We start from the raw sequence: 20638 nt of genomic DNA, 5'->3' as shown, positions 1-20638 counted from the left end.
GCGCGCCGGGGTGAGGGACGGCTACCCGAGGGGACGGAGCAGGGCCGTGGCCACCCGGCTCACCGCGACGGCGGCCCGTCCGACGGCGTGCCGCCCGGCCGTCGCGGAGGTGCCGGCGACCGCGCCCGCGGTCCGGACGACCTCGCCGCGCAGGGCCGCCAGGGCGTCGCCGGCCGCGTCCAGCGGGTGGCCCTCGTCGACACGGCGCGCCGCCTCGCGCAGGGCGCGCAGCGAGCGCCCACCCGCCGCGAGGACCTCGCCGACGGCCTCCTCGACGATCTCCTCGACGTCCTCGCCGATGGTCACCGCGGCCTCGACGATCTCCTCGACCACCGCCTGCGCGAGCGAGGCCGGTAGCGGGCGGGCGCCGTCCGCGCCCAGGTCGGCCGACCGCGCGACGGCGTCGCCGGAACGGTCGTGGGCAGGCGGGGGTACGACGGCCAGCCGGCGGGGAGCGGGCGGGCAGGAGGAGACGGACACGACGCTCCCGCGGCTTCGGGGACGGGGATTCCCGGGGTGCCCCGCCGCCCGCGGACGAACCGCGGGAGCGGCCGTCGGGTGCGCGCGCGGATCGCCCCCGAGAAGGTCGGGGCCGCGGATCGGGGTGAGACCGGGGATCGACCCCGAGGTCGGGCGTCCCCGGCGACGGCACGCTCGGGGCCATGACCACTCCGGAGACCACTCCCACCCCGTCCGGCCCCGTCCTCGGCTTCCGCCGCAGCCGCTCCGACCGGTGGATCGCCGGTGTCTGCGGCGGCATCGCCGCCCGGACGGGCCTCGATCCGAACCTCGTGCGTGTCCTCGCGGTACTGCTGGCCGTCTTCGGGCACCTGGTGGGTCTGATCGCCTACCTGGCCGCCTGGGCGCTGGTGCCGGAGGAGGGTGCGGAGGTCGCGCCGACGGCCCCGCCGTCGGGGCCGACGCCGACCGACCCGACGAGTACGGCCTGACGGTCCGGCGCGGGCGGGCGATCTAGGCTCGCCCGCGCCGTCCCGTCAGGAGGTCACGTGCCCCACCCGCCCTTCACCTCGGTCTACCACCAGGGATTCGTGCGGGTCGCCGCCGCGACGCTGCGCACGACGATCGTCGAGCCGGCGGCCAACGCCGCGTCGCTGCTCGCGGTGGCGCGGCAGTGCCACGACGACGGCGTCGGCCTCGCGGTGTTCCCCGAGCTGACGCTGTCGGGCTACTCGATCGAGGACCTGCTGCTGCAGGACACGCTCCTCGACACCGTTGTCGCCGCCCTGGACGACGTCGTCGCCGCGTCGGCCGAGCTGACCCCGGTGCTGGTGCTCGGCGCGCCCCTGCGCCACCGCCACCGCGTGTACAACTGCGCGGTCGTCGTGCACCGCGGTCGGATCCTCGGCGTGGTGCCCAAGACGTACATGCCGAACTACCGCGAGTTCTACGAACCCCGACAGATGGCGTCGGGCGCGGGGGAGGGCGGGACGATCGCCCTGCTCGGCGAGGACGTGCCGTTCGGCTCCGACCTCCTCTTCGCGGCCGCCGACCTCGACGGGTTCGTCCTGCACGTCGAGGTGTGCGAGGACATGTTCGTCCCGATCCCGCCGAGCGCCGAGGCGGCGCTGGCCGGGGCCACGGTGCTGGCCAACATCTCGGGCAGCCCGATCACGGTGGGTCGCGCCGACGACCGCCAGCTGCTGGCGCAGTCGGCGTCGGCGCGCTGCTCGGCGGCCTACGTCTACGCCGCCGCCGGCGACGGCGAGTCGACCACCGAGGTCTCGTGGGACGGGCAGACCAGCATCCACGAGAACGGGCGGCTGCTCGCCGAGACGGAGCGCTTCCCGGCCGGCGAGCAGCACGCCGTCGCCGACGTCGACCTGCGCCTGATCCGTTCCGAACGCCTGCGCATGGGCACGTTCGACGACAACCGGCGCACGTGGGATCCGGCGTTCCGCACCGTCGACTTCACCCTCGACCCGCCGACCGGCGACATCGGCTTCCGCCGCGACGTCGAGCGCTTCCCGTTCGTGCCCGCCGATCCCGCCCGCCTCGAGCAGGACTGCTACGAGGCCTACAACATCCAGGTCGCGGGCCTGCTCCAGCGGCTGCGGGCGATCGGCGACGCCAAGGTCGTCATCGGCGTCTCGGGCGGGCTGGACTCCACCCACGCGCTGATCGTCGCGGCGCGGGCGATGGACCGCGCCGGGCGCCCGCGCTCGGACATCCTCGCCTTCACCCTGCCCGGCTTCGCGACGGGCGAACGCACGAAGTCCAACGCCCAGCGCCTGGCCGAGGCCCTGGGCTGCACGTTCGAGACGATCGACATCACCGAGACCGCGCGGATCATGCTCCGCGAGCTCGGGCACCCGTTCTCCCAGGGCGAGCCGCAGTACGACGTGACGTTCGAGAACGTCCAGGCCGGCCTGCGCACCGACTACCTGTTCCGGGCGGCCAACCAGCGCGGGGGCATCGTGGTGGGCACCGGCGACCTGTCCGAGGCGGCGCTGGGGTGGTCGACCTACGGCGTCGGCGACCAGATGTCGCACTACACGGTGAACAGCGGGGTGCCGAAGACGCTGGTCCAGCACCTCATCCGCTGGGTGATCAGCTCCGAGCAGTTCGACGACGACGTCGCCACGGTGCTGCAGGACGTGCTCGACACCGAGATCAGTCCCGAGCTCGTCCCCGCGGACTCCGACGAGGAGATCCAGTCGAGCGAGCAGCAGATCGGGCCGTACGACCTGCAGGACTTCACCCTCTACTGGGTGCTGCGCCACGGGTTCCGGCCCTCGCGGATCGCGTTCCTGTCCTGGCACGCGTGGCGGGAGCTCGACGCCGGCGTGTGGCCGCCGGGCTACCCCGAGGCCGACCGGCGGGCCTACGACCTCGGCGAGATCCGGCGTTGGCTGCAGGTGTTCGCGCAGCGGTTCTTCGGGTTCGCGCAGTTCAAGCGCTCGGCCCAGCCCAACGGGCCGAAGGTCGTGGCCGGCGGGTCGCTCTCGCCGCGCGGCGACTGGCGGGCCCCGTCGGACTCCTCGGCGACGATCTGGCTGCAGGAGATCGACGACCACGTCCCCGAGTCCTGAGCGCTGAGCGCGCCGGAAGACGTCGGTGCCACGGGCGGGATCGTCGTCGGGCACGCGGCCGCGCGTCCAGCGCTCCCGCACACCGGAACCGGACTCGACGCGGCCGTGCGCATCTGATCTTCTGTCGTCGCCGACAGGGGCGACGAGGAGGACGCGTGGGCGAGGTCGATCTCGCGGCGGTGGCGGCCGACTGGTCGCCGGCGCCGGAGTCGACGACGGGTGCGACGACGGCCTGGGCCGTCGCCGCGTTCTCGAGCCTGCTCGACCTGCCACCCGTCGCCGCCGAGGGCGAGGAGCTGCCGCCCTTCTGGCACTGGTTCGGCTTCCTCGACCACCCCCGCCAGGACGAGCTCGGCGACGACGGCCACCCCGCCGCCGGCACGTTCCTCCCGCCGATCCCGCACCGGCGTCGCATGGTCGCCGGCGGGCGCCTCGCGGTGCACCGCCCGATGCGGGTGGGGGAGACGCTGCGGAAGACGTCCTCGCTGGTCCGCCGCGAGGTCAAGCACGGCCGCAGCGGGGCCATGCTGCTGGTGACCCTGCGCCACGAGTTCGATCGGGACGGCACCGGTGACGAGGTGCTCGTCGTCGAGGAGCAGGACGTCGTCTACCGCGCGCAGCCGCCGGGCACGGCGCGGGGGACGGTCCCGGACGAGGAGCCCGGCCCGGCGCCGGACCCGAGCCCCGAGGCCGTCGAGCTGTTCCCGTCGGAGACGCTGCTGTTCCGCTTCAGCGCGCTGACCCACAACCCGCACCGGATCCACTACGACGCGCCGTACGCGACGGCCGTGGAGGGCTACCCGGGTCTCGTCGTGCACGGACCGCTGCTCGCGCTCATGCTGGCCGAGGTGCCCCGCCGACACCGCGCCGGCCGGGGCCTCGCCCGGTGCGACTACCGCCTCGCGCGGCCGGCGTTCGCGGGGGCGACGGTCCGCGCCGACCACCTCCCGGACCCCGCCCCCTCCGACGGCACGGCCGACGGCGGCACCGCCCTCCGGGTCGCGGGCGGTGTCCCCGGAGCACCTCCCTCGATCACCGCCACCATCACTCTCGACACCCAGGAGCACCGGCGATGACCATCACCCCGCCCAGGTCCGGCTCGATCTTCGGTCACTCGGTGAAGCGCACCGAGGACCAGGGGCTCATCACCGGCGCGGAGCGCTACACCGGCGACCTGCCGATCGAGGGCGCGTACCACGTCGTCTTCGTGCGTTCCCCCATCGCCCACGGGACGCTGAACAGCGTCGACGTGGAGGAGGCCCGCGCGAAGCCGGGCGTGGTCGGCGTCTACACCGACGGCGACCTCGAGATCGCCGACCGTCCCGGCCTGCCCGGCGTCGTCCCCGAGGCGATGTCGCGCCCGCCGCTGGCGCGCGGGCGCGTGCGCTTCGTCGGCGACATCGTCGCCGCGGTGGTCGCCGAGACCGCCGGGCAGGCGCTCGACGCCGCGGAGGCGGTGTTCCCCGACATCGAGCCGCTGCCCGCGGTCGTCGGCATCGAGGAGGCGCTCGCCGAGGACGCCCCGGTGGTCTTCTCCGAGCACGGGTCGAACGTGGTCGCCGGTGCCGGGACCGGCGAGGTCGAGGGCATCTTCGACACCGCCGACGTCGTCGTGTCCGGCACCTTCCACAACCAGCGCCTCGCCGGCGTGCCGATGGAGCCCAACGCCTGCGTCGCCGTGCCCGGTGAGCCCGAGGACGGCGTCACCCTCTGGCTCTCGGTACAGACCCCGCACGGGGCGCGCGACGCCCTGGCGTCGGATCTGGGGCTGGACGCCGAGCAGGTCCGCGTCATCGCCCCCCGGGTCGGCGGCGGGTTCGGCCCCAAGGCCACCGCGTACCCGGAGTACTCGATCGCGGCCCGCGCGGCGATGGTGCTGGGCCGCCCCGTGCGCTGGACCGAGACCCGCTCGGAGAACATGCTCTCGATGGTCCACGGCCGCGCCCAGGTGCAGCACGTGGAGCTCGGCGTCAAGCGCGACGGGCGCATCGTCGGGCTGCGCGCGTCGGTCACCGGCGACGGCGGCGCGTACCCGGCCGTCGGCACGATCCTGCCGAGCCTCACGCAGCTGATGGCCCAGGGCGTCTACGACATCCCCGCCATCGACTTCTCGTGGAGGACGGTCACCACCAACACCACGACGACGGGCGCCTACCGCGGCGCCGGGCGCCCCGAGGCCACGCAGCTCCTCGAGCGGATCATCGACATGGCCGCCGACGAGATCGGCGTCGACCCGCTCGAGATGCGGCGGAAGAACTTCCTGCAGCCCGACGCGTTCCCGATGACCAGCCTCACCGGCGCCGAGTACGACAACGCCGAGCACGAGAAGGCGCTGGAGGCGGTGAAGCGGGCCGCGGGCTACGACGACCTCCGCGCCGAGCAGGAGCGCCGCCGCGCCGCGGGCGGGCCGACCGTGCTCGGCATCGGCGTCGCGTCGTACGTCGAGGTCACCGCGCCGCTCGGCCTGGACGGCGAGTACGGCTCGGCGCAGGCCCACCCCGACGGCACCTTCACCGTCATGGCCGGCACGAGCGCCCACGGGCAGGGCCACGAGACCGCGTACGCGCAGCTCGCCGCCGGGGTGCTCGGGGTGCCGATGGAGAAGGTCAAGGTCGTCCAGTCCGACACCGCGCTGGTGCGCAGCGGGGCGGGGACGCTGGGCTCGCGCTCGCTGCAGACCGGCGGCAGCGCGATCCACAACGCCTCGGAGCAGCTGGTCGGGCGGGCCCGCGAGATCGCCGCGCACCTGCTCGAGGCCGCGGTCGAGGACATCGAGCAGACGGACGGCGGCTTCGGGGTGCGCGGCATCGCCGACCGGGAGATCACCTGGGCGCAGGTGGCCACCGCGGCCGAGGACGGGACGGGCTCCGAGGACGGGGCGAAGGGCCCGCTGCTCGAGGAGCTCGACTTCAAGCAGGGCCAGTCGAGCTTCCCGTTCGGCTCGCACATCGCCGTCGTCGAGGTGGACACCGACACCGGCATGGTGCGCCAGCGTCGCCACGTCGCCGTCGACGACGCGGGGCGCATCCTCAACCCGATGCTCGTCGCCGGCCAGCAACACGGGGGCATCGCGCAGGGCATCGCGCAGGCGCTCTACGAGCGGGTGACTTACGACGAGGACGGCAACCCGACCTCGGGCAACCTCGCGTCCTACGTCATCCCGTCGGCGGCCGACCTGTGCTCGTTCGAGGTGTCGAACACCGAGACCCCGACCCACCTCAACCCGATCGGCGCGAAGGGCATCGGGGAGTCGGGGACGATCGGCTCGACGCCGGCGGTGCACAACGCCGTCGTCGACGCCCTGTCGCACCTGGGCGTGCGGCACATCGACATGCCGTTGACCCCCGAGGCCGTGTGGCGCGCGATCCAGGGCGCGTCCCAGGACCAGACGGCGGAGGACCCCGCCGAGCGCCAGGCCGCCGGCCCCGAGTACGCGGGCGAGCCGGCGTCGCAGCACTGACGACCCACGTGCGTGATCTTCTGAGCTATAGCTCGGAAGATCACGCACGTGGGGTCAGCCGGGGAGCACCCAGCCGACGGGCTCGGCCAGGCGCTGGGCGTCCTTCGGTCCCCAGCTGCCGGGCTCGTAGGGCTCCGGCTGCCGATGGTCGTCGAGCACGTCGGCGGCCGCGATCCACACGTCCTCGAGCCCGTCGGGGCGGGTGAACAGGGCCCGGTCGCCGAGCAGCACGTCGTGGATCAACCGCGTGTACGGCGGCAGCGGGTCGCCGCCGGAGAGGCTGTCCAGCGGGATCTGGGTCCACGCGGTGCCCAGCTCCATCGTGGCGCCGGGGGTCTTGACGTTCATCGACAGCGCCAGCGCGCCGTCGCCCGCGAGGTCGAAGCACAGCACGTTGCCGCGGTGCGGCAGCCCGCCCTCGGGCAGCGGGCAGTCCTCCGGGTCACGGAACACCAGGTTGACCTTCTGGTGGCTCGCGGCCATCCGCTTACCCGTGCGCAGGAGGAACGGCACGCCGCGCCAGCGCTCGCTGTCGATCCAGAGACGGGCGGCCACGAACGTCTCCGTGGTGGAGTCGGCGGCGACGTCGGGGATGTCGCGGTAGCCGTCGAACTGCCCCCGGACCACCTCGTCGCGCGTCAGCGGGCGGAAGGCGCGCACCGCCTCGGCGCGGGCCTCGGAGACGTCGTCGGCGTCCAGCGACGCCGGCGGCTCCATCGCCACCTCGGCGGCCACCTGGAAGAGGTGGGTCACGAGCATGTCGAGCGCGGCGCCGGTGCTGTCGTAGAACTGGGCGCGGTCACGGACGTCGAGGGTCTCGGGCACGTCGATCTGCACCGCGGCGACGTGGTGGCGGTCCCAGGAGCTGCCGAACAGCCCGTTGGCGAAGCGCAGCGCCCGCAGCTCCTGCGTCGCCTCCTTGCCCAGGAAGTGGTCGATGCGGAAGACCTGGGACTCGTCGAGCACGTCGTGCACGACCTCGTCGAGGGCCCGGAAGCCCTCCAGTGACGTCCCGAACGGCTTCTCGTACACCACGCGGGCGCCCTCGGCGACGCCGTGCGCCCCGATGGCCCGCGTGTAGTCGGCGAACGTCTGCGGCGGCAGGCCGAGGTAGTGCACGAGGCGCGCGTCCGCGCCGATCTCGTCGCGGGCCTCGCCGATGCGGTCGAGGAGGTCGCCCGGGTCGTCGGCGGTGAAGCCGCCGCCGGCGAAGCGCAGCCGCGCGGAGAACGCGTGCCACGGCCCGTCGGCCGGCCTCGTCGAGCCGAACTCCTCGAGCGCGGCGTGCACGTCGTCGCGGAACTCGTCGTCGGTCTTGCGGCGACGTCCGCTGCCGATCAGGCGCCACTCCGCCGGCAGCAGGCCCTCCAGTGCGAGGCGGAAGAACGACGGCAGGACCAGGCGCCGGGCCAGGTCGCCGGTCGCCCCGAACAGGACGAAGACGATGGGGTCGGGGGCCTCGGGTGCCTCGGGTGCCTGGGATGCCGCCACGAGGAGACCGTATCCCGGTCGCGGGCGCCCGACACCGGGTGCGGCCCGCGGGCGCCCCGGCTCAGCCGTCCGGGCGCAGGTCGGCCTGCATGAGCACGGTGTCCGCCCACTGGCCGGTCTTGTAGCCCACCGACGGCATGCGCCCGACCTCGACGAACCCCAGCCGGCGGTGCAGCACCGTCGAGGGGGTGTCGTGCCGGGCGCCCGCGAGCATGGCGATCACCGCCACGACCTGGCGGACCTCGGTGCCGCGCAGCGCCTCGAGGAGGCCCGCGAGCAGGCGTGAGCCCAGCCCGCGCCCGGCGGCCTCCGGCGCGATGTAGATCGAGTCCTCGACCGTGTAGCGGTAGGCGGCGTGCGGGCGGAACCGCGCCACGTAGGCGAAGCCCTCGACCTGGCCGTCGACCTCGGCCACGAGGAACGGCCGCCCCCGCCCGGCGTCGGCGATGCGCTCGCGCCAGACGTCGTCCGGCGGCGGGTCCTCGACGAACGTGGCGATCGAGTGCAGGACGTAGCCCGCGAAGATCGCGGCGACCCGCCCGGCGTCGTCGGCGACGGCTGGACGCAGCACGCCCGGGGTCTCGGTCTCGGGGCCGGTGCCGGTGCGCTCGGTGGACACGGTGGGCGATCCTGCCCTACTCGATGCGGACCAGCGTGAACTCCCACTCGCCGGCCTCGTTGTAGTTCGTCCGCTCGTAGATGACGTGCTGCTGCGCGCCGACGCTGTCCGACACCGTGCGCCGCAGCCCGTGCTCCTGGCTCGGCAGCGGGATCCGCTGGAGCAGCGGGGGCTCCTCCCCGGCGTCGTCGGGCACCGTGATGGCGCCCTGGCCCTGCAGGGGGCCGTTGACGTAGCGGACCGCGAACTCCATGTGTCCTCCCAGACGGTTCGCGCCAGCCTACGACCCCGTCGTGCGATCGTCATCGCCGCCGGCGCGGGTGCGTTGCCCCGATCGGCCCCCTGCTGAGCGTTCGAGTACCACGTAGCGTGGCGGGGTGCGGTCTGCTCTCCTGTTGTTCGGGGGCCTGCTCCTCCTCGCCGCCGGTATCGCGGTGCTCGCGCTCGGGGTGCCCGGCGCGCTCGTCCTCGGCCCGGCCCTCATCGTCGGCGGTCTCCTGGTCAAGATGGCCGGCGTCCTGCTGACCGACCCGGGCCCCACGCCGCCCGCGGGGTCGGGGCGCACGATCACCACGCTGGGTACGGCACCGGAGCGCGTCCGCGGGGGACCGGCGGCGGGACGGACGTCGGCGCTGCGACGGGCGCGGACGGCCCGCGCGGCGCGGGCCACCGTCCGGGCCACCGAGACCGCGCGCGCCGCCGCCCTCGAGGGCGCGCCGCGTGGGCGCCGCGGTCGGCGCGCGTCCTGAGCCGAGGGCGCGGTTAGGGTCGGCCGGTGGACGCCTGCTGGGAGTACGCGACGCTGGAGATCTCCGCGGTGGGGCTCGACGACGGCGACGCCGCGGCGGGCGAGCGGGGCGACAGCGCCGAGTGGCAGATCTACGCGATCGGGCCCTCGGGCGAGCTGATCCTCGAGGAGTACCGGCCCTACCGGGTGGCCTGGGCCCGCGTGTACGCCGAGCAGCTCAACCGCCTCGGGAAGCAGGGCTGGGAGGTCGTCGCGTTCGCCGGCCCGCAGAACGCGCTGGTCCCGAGTGCGCCGGGGCTCGGAGTCGGCACGGCCCCCCACGTCGTCGAGACGCGGTTCGTGCTGCGGCGACCCGCGGGGTGACGGCTCAGACCGGCCAGGTCTCCTGGCGCCACGCGGCGTCCCAGAACATCCACTCGTAGCGGCAGGTCGTCACGTAGTGCTCGCGGACGCGCTCGCGCTCGGCGTCGCCGAGGGCCGGCCCGAGGCGGTCGGTCAGCGCCAGCACGGCGTCGACGACGGCCTGGAACTCCTCGCCGCCGTACATCGCGATCCAACGGGCGTAGAGCGGGTCGGGGGACGACCCCTCGAGCAGCGCCTCGCCGACGCGCGCGTAGATCCAGTAGCACGGCAGCACGGCGCCCAGGCCCTCGGCGAACGACCCGCCGTGGCACGTGGCGAGGAGATAGCTCGTGTAGGCCGTCGTCGTGGGGGCCACCGGCTCGGCGGCCGCCTGCTCGGCGGTGAGTCCGAGCGCGTCGGCGAGCTCGGCGTGCATGTCCTGCTCGGCCGCGATCGCGCCGGCGGCGTGCTGGGCGAACATCACCGTGTCGGCCTCGCCGGGCGCGCGGGCCCCCAGGAGGGCGAGCGCCCGCGCGAACCCGCGTAGGTAGTGGGCGTCCTGCACGACGAAGTGCCGGAACGCCGCGTGGGGGAGCGTCCCGTCGGCCAGCCCGGTGAGGAAGGGGTGCTCGCGGACCCGTTCGTACACCCCGGCGCCCGAGGTCCAGAGTTCGTCGCTGAAACCCACGGCGACCACCCTGTCACGCGACCGCCTGCGATCATGGCGGCGTGCGGGGTCGACGTCGTCACAGCGCGCTCGCGAGGGGCACGGTGCGCATGATCGACGGGCGCCGGCCCCTGCGCAGCGTGCCCCTCGCGCGCACGCGGGCGCTGGGCCTCGCGCTCGGGGTCCTCGCCGACGCGCTGCTCGGCGACCCACGGCGGGGCCACCCGGTGGCGGCGTTCGGCCGGGTGGCGACGTGGCTGGAGCGGCGGTGGTGGGCCGACCGACGCGGCCCCGGCGTCGCCTACGCCGCGGCGCTCGTGGGCGGGGCGGTCGGCCTGGGCGTCCTGGCCGAACGCCGGGCACGCCCCGCCGTGCACGCCGGGCTCACCGCGCTCGCCACCTGGGCCGTGCTGGGTGGGACGTCGCTGGCGGCCGAGGGGGCGGCGATGGGCGCCTCGCTCGACCGTGGGGACGTCGCCGCCGCCCGTCACCGGCTGCCCCACCTGTGCGGGCGCGACCCCTCCGCCCTCGACGCCGACGGCCTGGCCCGCGCGGCGCTCGAGTCGGTCGCGGAGAACACCGCGGACGCGGTGGTCGCGCCGCTCGTGTGGGGTGCGCTCGCCGGGGTGCCGGGCCTGCTGGGACACCGGGCGGTGAACACCCTGGACGCGATGGTGGGGCACCGCTCGGCGCGGTACGCCCGCTTCGGCTGGGCCTCGGCGCGGGCCGACGACATCGCCGGCGTGGTGCCCGCGCGGGTGTCGGCGCTGCTCACCGCGGCGTGCGCCCCGCTGGTCGGCGGGCGTCCCGCGGCGGCGTGGCGTGCGTGGCGCCGCGACGCCCCGGCCCACCCGAGCCCCAACGCCGGGCCCGTGGAGGCGTCGTTCGCCGGCGCGCTCGGCCTGCGCCTCGGCGGGCGCACCGTGTACCCCTACGGCGTGCAGGACCGGCCCGTGCTCGGCGACGGCCGCCCCCCAGCCGTCCCCGACCTCGCCCGTGCCGTCCGCCTGTCCCGCCTCGTCGGGCTCGCCACGGCCCTGCTCGGCGTGGTTGCCACGCTCGCGTCGGACATCGGGGGAGCCCCCGCTCAGCGCCGCCCGTAGCGGTCGGCGAGCTTCTGTTCCGTGCTCGTCGGGCGCGCGTCCCACGGCGTCCCGTCGGCGGCGTCGCGGGGGTCCTGGTCGTCGCGCCGGGGGCGGGGGTCGAGGCCGCGGGCGCGCCGGTACTCCAGGCGCGCGAAGTAGATCCACGCCCCGACGGCCATCAGCCCGAAGATCAGCCACTGCCAGGCGTAGGAGTACGACGGGTTCGGGTCGGGCGGGGGCAGCGGGACGGCGGTGATCACGCCCGGCTGGTCGGGGAGCAGCTGGAGGTATCCCGGGCTCGCCGGGACGCCGCCGGCCTCGGACACGGCCGCGGCGTTCGCGGCGTAGACCTGGCGCCGGCCGTCGTCGACGACCATGGGCCGGCTGGGCGCGCCCTCGTCGAGGCGCTGGTAGCCGGTGACGGTCACGGTGCCGCCGGGTGGGGGCGGGATCGGCGGGAGGGTGCCGGCGCTGTCGGTACGCACGTACCCGCGGTCGACGAGCACGGTCTCGCCGGCGGTGGTGGTCAGCGGTGTCATGACCTCCATCGCGGGGTGGCCGTCGACGCTGCGCAGGCGCACGAGCACCTCGCCCTCGGGGCGGTACGTGCCGGTGACGACGACCTGGCGCCAGGCCGCCTCGGCCGGCGGCGCGGTGCCGGGGGCCACGAGGTCGCTGCGGGGGACCGGCGCCGTCGCGACCCCGCGGGCGAGCGCCGCGTTGACGCTGTCGCGCTCGTCGCCGCGGTGGAACTGCCACGGCGCGAGCAGGTAGTAGCAGGCGAAGGCGAACGCGGCCACGGCGAGCGTCAGCGCGATCCACCCGGGCCGGAGCAGGAACCGCACGGGCTCAGGTTACGTGAGCGGATGTCGCGGTCATGAACGTGAGATCCGCTCACAGACGGACAGCGCCCGCGCCCCGTAACCGCCGCCGAACAGCACCGTGTGCACGAGCAGCGGAAAGAGCTGGTGCAGGCCCACGCGGTCGCGCCAGCCGTTGGCGAGCGGGGCGGCCTCGTCGTAGGCGGCGAGGATCCTCTCCAGCCCGGGCGCGCCGAACAGCGCCAGCATCGCCAGGTCGGTCTCGCGGTGCCCGCCGTGCGCCGCGGGGTCGATCACCCACGCCGTGTCACCGACCCACAGCACGTTCCCGGTCCACAGGTCGCCGTGCAGGCGCGCGGGCGGCTCGGGCGGGCCGGCGACGTCGCCGAACCGGGCGCACGCCCGCTCGACCAGCGCCAGGTCCTCGCCGGAGAAGGCCTGGCGGGCGTAGGGCAGGACGCGGTGCGCGGCGTACCAGGCGGGCCAGTCCGCGCCCGTCTCGTTGACCATCCGCGCCTCGCCGATCCACGCGTGCACCGGCCCGCCGGGCGGCGGGGAGCCGAAGGCCGGGGCGCCGGCGGCGTGCAGCGCGGCCAGCCCACGTCCGAAGCGCTCCGCAGCGGCGTCGTCGGCGCGCGCCTCGGGCACCCGGGTCGACACCATCCGCCCCTCGGCCTCGCCCAGCACCGACGGCACGCCCACGGTGCCGGGCTCGGCCAGCCAGCGCAGGCCCGCGGCCTCGGCGGCGATCGCCGACGGCTCGCCGGACTTGACGACCACCTCGGTGCCGTCGTCGAGCGTGGTCATCTGCACGCCGCGGCGAGCGGGACCCGCCAGCAGCGACTCGACCGAGCTCACCGCACCCGCTCCACCAGCCCGGGCATCGCGGCCTCGACCATCGCGATCACCTCGTCGAACCCGCCCGGTCCGCCGTAGTACGGGTCGGGCACCTCGGCGCCCTCGGGCGCCTCGGGGTCGAACGCCCGCAGCAGGACGACGCGCTCGGGGTCGGCGCCGTTCGCGACGAGGTCGCGCACGTGGTCCTCGGTGGCGGCCACGAGCAGGTCGGCGCGGAGCTGCCCGGCGTCGATCCGCCGCGCGGTGTGGGTGGTCTCGTAGCCGGCGCGCTCCAGCGTCGAGGCCGCGCGTCGGTCCATGGGCTCGCCGACGTGCCAGTCGCCGATGCCCGCGCTCGACACGGTCACCGCGTCCTCCAGCCCCGCCTCGGCGAGCCGGGCGCGGAAGATCTTCTCGGCGACCGGGGAGCGGCAGATGTTGCCCGAACACACGAACACGACCGACTGGCACCTTTTGTCCTCGTCCACGACGACGATCCTGCCGTGCCCGGCACCGGCCCTCCGGGTGGGCAATCTTCACTCGGTTGCCGACCCGGCCCACAACAACGGGCCGTAATGCGCGCGTCCCAACGACCGATGCCTCAGTCAATGCAGCTGCGGTCGCAGCCGCCAAGCTCGGGGGGAGCAGTGACACATGGTCAACGGCGTCCATCCGCCTCCACGGCCAAGTCAAGTGAGCACCGGTCGCGGGCTGAAGTGGGCCGCCATCATTATCGTCATCCTCTTGATCGCCCTATGGGTCAAGAGCTGCGCCACGGGACGCCCCATCGTGGAGAACAGCGCAACCGCGGCGCCACCATCACCGACTGCTGTTGTGACCCAGGTCCTATCGCCTGCCAACCTCGTGTTCGCGGACGGCCGGCGGGCTCACGTCACCCGCATGAACGGCTCTCCGGCTACTGACCAGTGTGAACACGACGCCGACCTGGCGCTGGCCACCCGGCTGGTGCTCGGGAAGACGATCACGGCCACTCGCGCGCTCACTCGCGATGCGCCCGGCACCGCACCCCCCGGTTTCGTAGAGGCTGACGTCTACACCCCGCGGGGCGAGAACTACGCCGACGTGTTCGTCAACCAACGAGCTGACAACCGTCTCGCCGCGTGTCCTCTGCCGACGGTCTCGAGCACACCCCCCACGTCGGCGTCGTCCGAGCCAAACGGCGACACCTACGTGGAGGTGGAGGAAGACGATGACGACGGCGAGTCGCGGTTCTGCTCAAGGCGTCGGTGGTGCTGACCCTGGGCTCCGACGGGCGGGGCGCTGCAACCCCAAAGAGGAAGACGGCCAGGCTGATCGAGAACACCTGGGCAGGCCGCTGACCTCGCCTCGTGTTGATCCTCCGGGCGCGCACTTGTGGTCAGTCTGGCGCGTCGCCGCCGGGGTACGCGCACCTCACGCACCGACCGTGAATGAGTCGGTCTGCCCCGCGAGGCGCGTCTGGCACCCCTGGCCGTCCGCACCTCTCACATTGGCCTGTGGCGCGAGACGGGGGCCCGGCGAGCGGAGGGTTCGGGTGGGCGCCGACGGTGGCCGGCGGCCGGTCTTCGCCCCAACTCGGCTGTCGCGGTGCTGGCACCGCCACACGCGCTGCCATCTCCTCAGCGGTGACGACGCGCGTGTGCGGGTTGGTGCGGGTCGCGGGATCATCGTGCAGAGGAGCGATGGCGCCATCGAGGTACTCGTCGAGCGCGCGCCCGTCCTCGGCGCTGACTACGCACGCCTCAATCCGCTGCCTTCCCGGGCGAACGATGACCAGGTCACCGATCGGAAGTCGCTCCCCGACATCCCCGACGGTCAAGGAGCCGCGCTCCACCCAGGGGGTGAACCAAGGGTGCTCCTTGCCGCAGTACGTAGCCCTGCTGCCCTTGGGTAGCTCCGGGCAGCGCTGCCACGGACCGCCGGCCCGGCAGCGAAGAAACTCGATCACCCGAGGGCCTCGGGCGATCGGCAGGTGGCGAGGGTGCGGCCGCCTGATCGGCAGCTCGTTGACCTCGGTGTGCGGGACTCGGTTGGCATACGGGGGGTTCGGGCGGTCGGCGCAGAAGAGGGTGGCGGCCACGCCCAGGGCGCGGTCCGAATCCCACTTGCGTCGCGCGGTCGCGAGGCTGCGGGTGGTGTGGTCGCTCTCGACGACGTAGAGATTTCCGTTCCGCTCTGCGCAGACGTCGAACTGGCGATTCCCAAGGCGGCGCTCCTGCTGGACCGTGCATCCGCCGTCCTCGTAGGCCTGCTGCCAGATGTCCTTCAGGAGCCGGTGGGCCGGACCCTCCACGTCCGTCAAGTCGTGGTCCGCGAGGCGCACGTCCTTGCGATCGAAGGGGTAGTGGCAGAGCAGCAGTCGACCGTTCCGCTCCTTCACGTACATCCAGATGTCGTGCACGCGGCCATCAGCGTCTCGGAACTCGGCGAGCCGCCCGTCGTTGTCGTGGGCTCGGCACTCCACCCGCCGCCCCTCAGCCGTCTTGGACGTTGTCCCGCGGGTGTGCACCTCACGCAAGAAGTCGACGGCCTCCTCGGACAGCGGCACAGTGATCTCGATGTCGCGATCTCGATGGAGGTCAGTGATCCAGAACGGGTCCCGTGCCACAGCGCTCTCCATCGGTCACCACGCGCGCCTCGACATGGCGCATCGTCAGGGATGTGAGCTTCGCACGCACCCCCGACAGCGCCGAGGTGCCGCGGAACATCTCGGTCTTCATCTCGCTGGTCACAACCGTCGTTCGTCGTGGTGGCGAGCGACCGACCGCCCACCCGGGCCAGGCCGACGCATCCCGGTGACGAAGCGCCGTCGGTAGCCCTCCTGCACCTCGCTCACGCGGTCCGCGACGCGCAGCCGGTGCCGGTCCTGCTCGGACATCTCGTCGACCGTGTCGACGCCGCGCAACGCGAGATCGTCGACCAGCACGCGCATCGGCGACGGCCACGACTCCCGGCCGGCCCACCACTCGGCGACGTCGTCGAGGTCGAAGCCGAGCCACTCCAGCAGCGCCCGGTCGAGGCCGGTCGGCGCGCTGGTCGACGTGGTCGACGGATCGATCGGCGTGCTCATGCGTCGACCAGCCCGTGATCGATGAGCCACCGGTGCCGCGCCGCCGTCCACGCCGAGCGGCGCTTCTGGTCGACGTAGCGGTGCTGATCGGTCCCGAAGTTGCCCGGCGTGGGGACGTCGAGCCAGTCGACCTCGCGGTACTCGGCGAGGTGCCGCGGGAGCACCGGCCCGCCGCCGTCGTCGCCCCTAAGCCGTGCCACGACGCTTCCCGTCCCATCGGGCACGCGCCGACCGGCGCGCCGCCGCCGACACCGACTCCGTCGAGAGCCCGCCGCTCGAATCGCTGTCGGGGAGGTGCAGCCCGCGCAGCAGCCCGGCGAGGACGCCGCGGTGCTGACGAAGCTCGGAGACGAACGGGCTCGCGACCTGCTGACCCTGCGAGCCCTTCACCGTGAGCGGCGCGTCGCGCTGCGCCTCCTCCAGGCGCTCGATCAGGTCGCACTCGCGGGCGGCGTCCTCCAGGGTGCGCAGCTCGTCGGGACGCAGCTCGTAGGTGCCCGTCACCGCGCGCCAGAGTGCCCGGCCGGCGCTGGCGAGCGCCTTGGGCGCCTTCGGCGCCGTCTGATCCGGCATCGTCGATCTCCTGTCGATTCTCAAGGCGTGCTGCACGCACAAGGGGCCGGGCTATGCCTCCCGGCGATCTCGGTCCCCCGGGCCAGGGGGTCCCTCCCCAGGGGTCCCGGTGGCCGCGGCGCTTCGCCTCACCGCGGCCACCGGGTCGTCGGGTGTGCGGCCCGACGTGGCTCGTCGTGGCATCCCCGCGCAAGGACCACGACGAGCGGCCCTCATCGCGAGCGCATGGCTCGCTCGCCCCACTGCTGTCGTGCTCGGGGCCAGCGACTCACGACCGGCGTCGTGTCGATCGTGAAGGCGCGAGCCGACTCACGGTTCGCGAGACGACGCAGCGCCTCGGCCTGTCGCTTCGAGAGGAACACACCGCCCGGCGCCACCTGACCCGAGAAGGGACCGACAGCAGCAGCGCCACCGGGTCCAGTCGGGGCCGAGTAGGCCGTGGCCGCCACGTCGAGCACGACCCACGCCGCGCCCTCGGGGAGCGGGCGCACGATCGTCTCGGCCGCCTGCTCGGCCATCGTCAGCAGCAGCGCGGCCCGTGACTGATCGATCTCCTCCTGGCCGAGGTACGCCTCCAGGTCGGCGACGCCGAGTAGCACTTCGATCAGCCCGAGATGTCGGCGATCTTGACCAGGCCGGGCGCGGTGTCGAGGGCGAAGCCGATCCGAAGCGTCCCGCGCAGGAGTGTCACGTCGCGCGAGAACGCGGCGTCCCGGCTCGTGTCCACCTGGACGTCCTCGCGCAGCACCACGTACGCCCGAGCCTCCGGGACGCCCCACACGAGCCCCTCGGGGACGTGGCGGGTCTCGAGGATCGGCCGGCCCTCGATGAGCCGGCGCGTGGGCATCGCGGGGTCGACACCGAGCAGCGTGCGCTCCGAGCCCTCGCCCTCGCGCAGCAGCGCGTAGGTCAGCGCCGTCGCCGGGTTCATCACCCAGCTCGTGAGCGTGGCGCCGACCTGCGCGGCGTCGCTGACGGCCTTCGCGAACGGGTCGAGGCCCGAGTGGTCGGTGCCGATGAGGATCACGTCGTCGTCGGCGAGCGCGCCGAGCCCGGACGGCGCCGGGGCCGGGAGGGCGCCGAAGAACGCCTTGTCCACCGCGTTCACGAGCGCCGCCGCGATCGAGTCGCCGACGAGCGCCGCGGCCTCGGGCGAGGAGTCGGCGATGAGCTCGTTCGAGGCGCTGGTGATCGCGCCGACCTTGCTCGGGCGCACCGTCACCTCGTCGAACGAGATGTCGTCGACGGCCAGCTCGGCCCCCTCCTCGGCCCACTGAGCCTCGATCTCGCTCGTCTGGCGGGGGAAGTGGACCTCGTGGGCGCCGGTCGTGATCACGGTCGCGCACTGCATCGCGACCGACTGCTCCCGCAGCGGGAGAATGATCAGTTCGCGGACGTCGGCCGGCAGGATCGCGCCCGTGCCGTTGGTGGTCGTGAGCATGGGGGGCATGGGGCACACCTCTGTCATCGAATGGTCGAGTCACATCCGACGCAGAGCCATCACGCTCACGCTCGCCACCGCGATTACGTCGCGGCCCGGCAACACCGTCGCCCTGAACTGCGGTTTCGTCGGCGTGGTCGCCCGGCAGGCCCGGCAACACGCCGTCAACACCGGTGGCCTTGCCGGCAACACCGACCAGCCGGACGCCGAACCATCGGCGCTCGATGCGCCCCGTCCGACCGGCGCCGAGGGCACGCCCCCGCTTCGGGAGGTCGTCGGTGTTGACACCGAGCAGCGCGCGCAGTGTCGAGGTGAGCTGGTGATCCTTCGGGGGTTCGACCCCGCGCTCGTAGACGGCCATCCAGCGGACCAGCTCGCGGCGCACCTCGGCGTTCGTCGGCCGGTCGTCGTCGTCGCCGGTGTAGGTCAGGCACTCTTCGACGAAGCGGGCGAGGTAGTCCGACTCCGAGCGCGCCTCGGCCGTCGCCACCTTGACCGCCGCGGGCGCGGCGAGGCCGCGGGCCAGGTAGTCGCGAGCCCCGGCGAGGACCCGGTTCAGCACGCCGGGCAGCTCGTGGTCGGAAATGTGGGGCTCCAGCGTCGGGTCCTCGTGGCCCTCAATGGACACCTCGAAGGGCACCTCGCGGTAGCGAGACCAGAAGGCGCGCTCGTCGGGGTCGACCTCGGGCCGGTTGTTCGTCGCCATGATCAGGACGTGGCTCGGGACGAACTCGATGTCGTTCTCCCGCATGAAGTGGCCGACGAGCCGGTCGCCGCCGGTCCAGGACTTCACCCGAGCCACGTTGAGCCGGACGCGCTTGTCGGTCTCCTCGGCGGTCGCGAGTCGCTTGCCGCGCAGCTTCGCGACCTCCTGCGAGTGCTTGTCGAACTTGCGCTCCAGCAGGGCGGCGGCCTCGACCTTCACCGCGGCAGCGCCGAAGAGGTGCTCCATGATCCGGATGAGGGCGCCCTTGCCGTTGCGGCCCTCGCCGATGAACACGGGGAAGACGTGCGCGTCGGCGCGCACCTCGCCGAACAGCGCCACGCCGAACAGGCGCATCACGTACTCGCGCACTCCGGGGTCCGGGAGCACCTCGTCGAGGAAGGCGTCGAAGCGCGGGCACGTCGCGGTCGGGTCGTAGATCACGTCGGAGCCGCTGGTGAGCAGAAGGTCGGGGTCGGGCTCGCGGAACTCGAAGTCGAGCAGGTCGACCACGCCGTTGCCGGCCGCCCACAGCCGCGGGTGTGCATCGAGCTGCTCGGGACGCACGAGCAGCGGCGCGGCGCCCTCGGCCATCGCCCGGACGTTGCCGACGCGGCGGTGTGAGCGCAGCCCGGTCGCCACGGCGCGCAGCTTCTCGGCGTCCTCGTCGTCCCCGGCGATCTCGGCGCGCGCCTCGTACGCCTCGGCGACGGCCCGCATGTGCTCGCGGACGCTGAGGTTGACCGCGGAGGGGCCACAGCGCTCCCACCGGCCGAGCCGGTAGCGCAGCCACACATCCTCCCCGTCGAGCCACCGGAAGCGGTCGGCGTGGCCCTTGGCCCACGCCTCGGCGAGACGGTCGTCGTCGTGGAACGGCAGGCCGTCGTCGCCGACGGGCGTGACCGTCTTCCGCTTCGGCTTCGGCCGCCGGTCGGCCGGCTTCTCCAGTCGCGTCAGCTCACGGGCGGTGTCCGGCAGGGTGAGCAGGCGTGCGACGTGCTCGGCGCGCTCACCCACGGTCGCCCTCCGGAATCGAGGCGAGGTAGTCGTCGACCCCGCACTTCCCGCTCACGGGCAACCGGGGGAAGTACACCGACGCGGCGCCGTAGCTGCGCAGCGCCGCGGCGAGCGCCATCCCCGCCTCGTAGACGTCGAGGTTGCTCGCGGCGTCGCCGTCGAGGATCACGAGCACGTCGTGGCCCTTCACGTACCGCAGCCGTGGCGTCGGCGTGCCCTCGTGCGACCAGCCCCAGCAGCCGGGGATGGCGAGCACCGTGACGTCGTCGGGCGCGTAGCGGGCCAGCGCTCGGGCCTGGCTCGTGCCTTCGACGATGGCGATCAGGCGGGGCCGGCCGGTGGCCTCGCGGACCAGCCCGAGCCCGGGGCCCTCACCCCGGACGAACCCGTACTTCGGGAAGTCGCCCGGCTCGTCGGCGTGGTACTGGATCACCGGCGGCTCCTCGCCGTGCGGGTCGTCCCAGCGGGCGGTGAAGCCGGGCGTCGGGTAGTTCCCGAGTCCCTCGGGGAGATCGGTGACGTCGGCGACGGGCTCGATGCCCAGCGACGGGGCCGATTCCTCGTCGACCGCGCGGTCCGCGAGGTACTGACGTGCCGCGTCGGAGAAGCCGCTCACGGGGGCCGCCTCGCGGCCGGGTCCGCCATACGATGTCGGGGTCATCGTGTCTCCTTCGATGAAGAGATCACGCACCTCGCGCGGGGTGTAGCCGGTCC

The 20638-nt window shown here is 73.9% G+C and carries 24 protein-coding genes and 1 pseudogene; 8 read left to right on the top strand and 17 right to left on the bottom strand.

The features are described from left to right. Positions 1–21 precede the first annotated feature (21 nt). The gene (locus C8D89_RS15730; protein WP_116709045.1) at positions 22–480 is read right to left on the bottom strand and encodes a hypothetical protein; all 459 of its coding nucleotides are present in this window, start codon (positions 478–480) and stop codon (positions 22–24) included. A 182-nt stretch (positions 481–662) separates the two neighbouring features. Between C8D89_RS15730 and C8D89_RS15725 the strand changes: the two genes are divergently transcribed. The 4 genes from C8D89_RS15725 (at position 663) to C8D89_RS15710 (ending at position 6510) form a co-directional block, all read left to right on the top strand. Continuing rightward, positions 663–950, top strand: coding sequence for a PspC domain-containing protein (locus C8D89_RS15725; protein ID WP_116709044.1), 288 nt, complete (start codon positions 663–665; stop codon positions 948–950). 57 nt (positions 951–1007) lie between these two features. After that, a complete protein-coding gene (locus C8D89_RS15720; protein ID WP_116709043.1) occupies positions 1008–3050 on the top strand; it encodes an NAD(+) synthase in 2043 nt (680 codons plus the stop codon). 155 nt (positions 3051–3205) lie between these two features. Beyond that, positions 3206–4126 carry an HTD2 family dehydratase gene (locus C8D89_RS15715; RefSeq protein WP_116709042.1) on the top strand — a complete coding sequence of 307 codons (921 nt, stop codon included), beginning with the start codon at positions 3206–3208 and terminating at the stop codon, positions 4124–4126. After that, complete coding sequence (locus C8D89_RS15710) at positions 4123–6510, top strand: xanthine dehydrogenase family protein molybdopterin-binding subunit (RefSeq protein WP_116709041.1); 2388 nt, start codon at positions 4123–4125, stop codon at positions 6508–6510. Before C8D89_RS15715 ends, C8D89_RS15710 begins: the two co-directional genes overlap by 4 nt. Before the next feature lie 54 nt (positions 6511–6564). Here the strand turns inward: C8D89_RS15710 and C8D89_RS15705 are convergent, their stop codons facing one another. The 3 genes from C8D89_RS15705 to C8D89_RS30290 form a co-directional block, all read right to left on the bottom strand. Continuing rightward, a complete protein-coding gene (locus C8D89_RS15705) occupies positions 6565–8001 on the bottom strand; it encodes a glucose-6-phosphate dehydrogenase (protein ID WP_116709040.1) in 1437 nt (478 codons plus the stop codon). A gap of 61 nt (positions 8002–8062) precedes the next feature. Beyond that, a complete protein-coding gene (locus C8D89_RS30295; RefSeq protein WP_243418134.1) occupies positions 8063–8620 on the bottom strand; it encodes a GNAT family N-acetyltransferase in 558 nt (185 codons plus the stop codon). A 16-nt stretch (positions 8621–8636) separates the two neighbouring features. Then, positions 8637–8873: a hypothetical protein gene (locus tag C8D89_RS30290; RefSeq protein WP_243418133.1), complete on the bottom strand. Its 237-nt coding sequence runs from the start codon at positions 8871–8873 to the stop codon at positions 8637–8639. A 124-nt stretch (positions 8874–8997) separates the two neighbouring features. Here C8D89_RS30290 and C8D89_RS15695 point away from each other — a divergent pair, with 124 nt between their 5' ends. Both C8D89_RS15695 and C8D89_RS15690 read left to right on the top strand, forming a co-directional pair. Continuing rightward, positions 8998–9369 carry a hypothetical protein gene (locus tag C8D89_RS15695; protein WP_133251924.1) on the top strand — a complete coding sequence of 124 codons (372 nt, stop codon included), beginning with the start codon at positions 8998–9000 and terminating at the stop codon, positions 9367–9369. A 26-nt stretch (positions 9370–9395) separates the two neighbouring features. Continuing rightward, positions 9396–9731 carry a DUF4177 domain-containing protein gene (locus C8D89_RS15690; RefSeq protein ID WP_116709037.1) on the top strand — a complete coding sequence of 112 codons (336 nt, stop codon included), beginning with the start codon at positions 9396–9398 and terminating at the stop codon, positions 9729–9731. 4 nt (positions 9732–9735) lie between these two features. Here C8D89_RS15690 and tenA read toward each other — a convergent pair whose 3' ends face one another. After that, the gene (gene tenA, locus C8D89_RS15685; RefSeq protein ID WP_116709128.1) at positions 9736–10398 is read right to left on the bottom strand and encodes a thiaminase II; all 663 of its coding nucleotides are present in this window, start codon (positions 10396–10398) and stop codon (positions 9736–9738) included. An 89-nt stretch (positions 10399–10487) separates the two neighbouring features. Between tenA and C8D89_RS15680 the strand changes: the two genes are divergently transcribed. After that, a complete protein-coding gene (locus C8D89_RS15680) occupies positions 10488–11480 on the top strand; it encodes a cobalamin biosynthesis protein (RefSeq protein WP_116709036.1) in 993 nt (330 codons plus the stop codon). On the opposite strand, the gene C8D89_RS15675 is transcribed toward C8D89_RS15680, so the two are convergent. The 3 genes from C8D89_RS15675 to C8D89_RS15665 are packed head-to-tail and all read right to left on the bottom strand — an operon-like array spanning position 11465 to position 13608. Then, complete coding sequence (locus C8D89_RS15675; RefSeq protein WP_116709035.1) at positions 11465–12307, bottom strand: SURF1 family cytochrome oxidase biogenesis protein; 843 nt, start codon at positions 12305–12307, stop codon at positions 11465–11467. The genes C8D89_RS15680 and C8D89_RS15675 overlap by 16 nt on opposite strands. A 30-nt stretch (positions 12308–12337) precedes the next feature. Next, positions 12338–13090: a fructosamine kinase family protein gene (locus C8D89_RS15670; protein WP_116709127.1), complete on the bottom strand. Its 753-nt coding sequence runs from the start codon at positions 13088–13090 to the stop codon at positions 12338–12340. 47 nt (positions 13091–13137) lie between these two features. Further along, complete coding sequence (locus C8D89_RS15665) at positions 13138–13608, bottom strand: low molecular weight protein-tyrosine-phosphatase (RefSeq protein WP_116709034.1); 471 nt, start codon at positions 13606–13608, stop codon at positions 13138–13140. 205 nt (positions 13609–13813) lie between these two features. Between C8D89_RS15665 and C8D89_RS15660 the strand changes: the two genes are divergently transcribed. After that, positions 13814–14377, top strand: coding sequence for a hypothetical protein (locus tag C8D89_RS15660; protein WP_116709033.1), 564 nt, complete (start codon positions 13814–13816; stop codon positions 14375–14377). Positions 14378–14498: 121 nt separating this feature from the next. Here the strand turns inward: C8D89_RS15660 and C8D89_RS15655 are convergent, their stop codons facing one another. From C8D89_RS15655 to C8D89_RS15630, 9 genes and pseudogenes are all read right to left on the bottom strand, one after another. Continuing rightward, positions 14499–15728 carry a hypothetical protein gene (locus C8D89_RS15655; protein ID WP_116709032.1) on the bottom strand — a complete coding sequence of 410 codons (1230 nt, stop codon included), beginning with the start codon at positions 15726–15728 and terminating at the stop codon, positions 14499–14501. Further along, entirely contained in the window at positions 15700–15852 is a 153-nt protein-coding gene (locus C8D89_RS29275) for a hypothetical protein (protein ID WP_165825730.1), read from the bottom strand. The genes C8D89_RS15655 and C8D89_RS29275 overlap by 29 nt, the downstream gene beginning before the upstream one ends. After that, on the bottom strand, positions 15849–16190 hold the full coding sequence (locus C8D89_RS15650) for a hypothetical protein (protein WP_116709031.1): 342 nt from the start codon (positions 16188–16190) through the stop codon (positions 15849–15851). Before C8D89_RS15650 ends, C8D89_RS29275 begins: the two co-directional genes overlap by 4 nt. Further along, positions 16187–16390: a hypothetical protein gene (locus tag C8D89_RS28745; protein ID WP_133251923.1), complete on the bottom strand. Its 204-nt coding sequence runs from the start codon at positions 16388–16390 to the stop codon at positions 16187–16189. The genes C8D89_RS15650 and C8D89_RS28745 overlap by 4 nt, the downstream gene beginning before the upstream one ends. Further along, positions 16377–16763 carry a hypothetical protein gene (locus C8D89_RS15645; protein WP_116709030.1) on the bottom strand — a complete coding sequence of 129 codons (387 nt, stop codon included), beginning with the start codon at positions 16761–16763 and terminating at the stop codon, positions 16377–16379. The genes C8D89_RS28745 and C8D89_RS15645 overlap by 14 nt, the downstream gene beginning before the upstream one ends. Positions 16764–16975: 212 nt before the next feature. After that, entirely contained in the window at positions 16976–17362 is a 387-nt protein-coding gene (locus C8D89_RS29270; protein WP_165825709.1) for a hypothetical protein, read from the bottom strand. 5 nt (positions 17363–17367) lie between these two features. After that, on the bottom strand, positions 17368–18213 hold the full coding sequence (locus tag C8D89_RS15640) for a phage major capsid protein (protein ID WP_165825729.1): 846 nt from the start codon (positions 18211–18213) through the stop codon (positions 17368–17370). Between the two features lie 469 nt (positions 18214–18682). Next, positions 18683–19702: pseudogene (locus tag C8D89_RS31145) on the bottom strand (DNA primase family protein); the annotation flags it as partial. Positions 19703–19916: 214 nt separating this feature from the next. Beyond that, on the bottom strand, positions 19917–20585 hold the full coding sequence (locus tag C8D89_RS15630) for a DUF3854 domain-containing protein (RefSeq protein WP_133251922.1): 669 nt from the start codon (positions 20583–20585) through the stop codon (positions 19917–19919). Positions 20586–20638: the final 53 nt, after the last annotated feature.

Origin of the sequence: Actinomycetospora cinnamomea (genome assembly GCF_003096675.1) — a bacterium.
GTDB classification, from domain to species: domain Bacteria; phylum Actinomycetota; class Actinomycetes; order Mycobacteriales; family Pseudonocardiaceae; genus Actinomycetospora; species Actinomycetospora cinnamomea.
The sequence above is the reverse complement of the archived record's forward strand: the minus strand, read 5'-3'. Positions and strand labels throughout refer to the sequence as shown.

Coding starts and splice junctions, on each gene's coding strand:
- C8D89_RS15725 (WP_116709044.1), top strand. CDS start 663: ATGACCACTCCGGAGACCACTCCCACCCCGTCCGGCCCCGTCCTCGGC.
- C8D89_RS15710 (WP_116709041.1), top strand. CDS start 4,123: ATGACCATCACCCCGCCCAGGTCCGGCTCGATCTTCGGTCACTCGGTG.
- C8D89_RS30290 (WP_243418133.1), bottom strand. CDS start 8,873: ATGGAGTTCGCGGTCCGCTACGTCAACGGCCCCCTGCAGGGCCAGGGC.
- C8D89_RS15680 (WP_116709036.1), top strand. CDS start 10,488: ATGATCGACGGGCGCCGGCCCCTGCGCAGCGTGCCCCTCGCGCGCACG.
- C8D89_RS15670 (WP_116709127.1), bottom strand. CDS start 13,090: ATGACCACGCTCGACGACGGCACCGAGGTGGTCGTCAAGTCCGGCGAG.
- C8D89_RS15650 (WP_116709031.1), bottom strand. CDS start 16,190: ATGAGCACGCCGATCGATCCGTCGACCACGTCGACCAGCGCGCCGACC.
- C8D89_RS15645 (WP_116709030.1), bottom strand. CDS start 16,763: ATGCCGGATCAGACGGCGCCGAAGGCGCCCAAGGCGCTCGCCAGCGCC.
- C8D89_RS15640 (WP_165825729.1), bottom strand. CDS start 18,213: ATGCCCCCCATGCTCACGACCACCAACGGCACGGGCGCGATCCTGCCG.
- C8D89_RS15630 (WP_133251922.1), bottom strand. CDS start 20,585: ATGACCCCGACATCGTATGGCGGACCCGGCCGCGAGGCGGCCCCCGTG.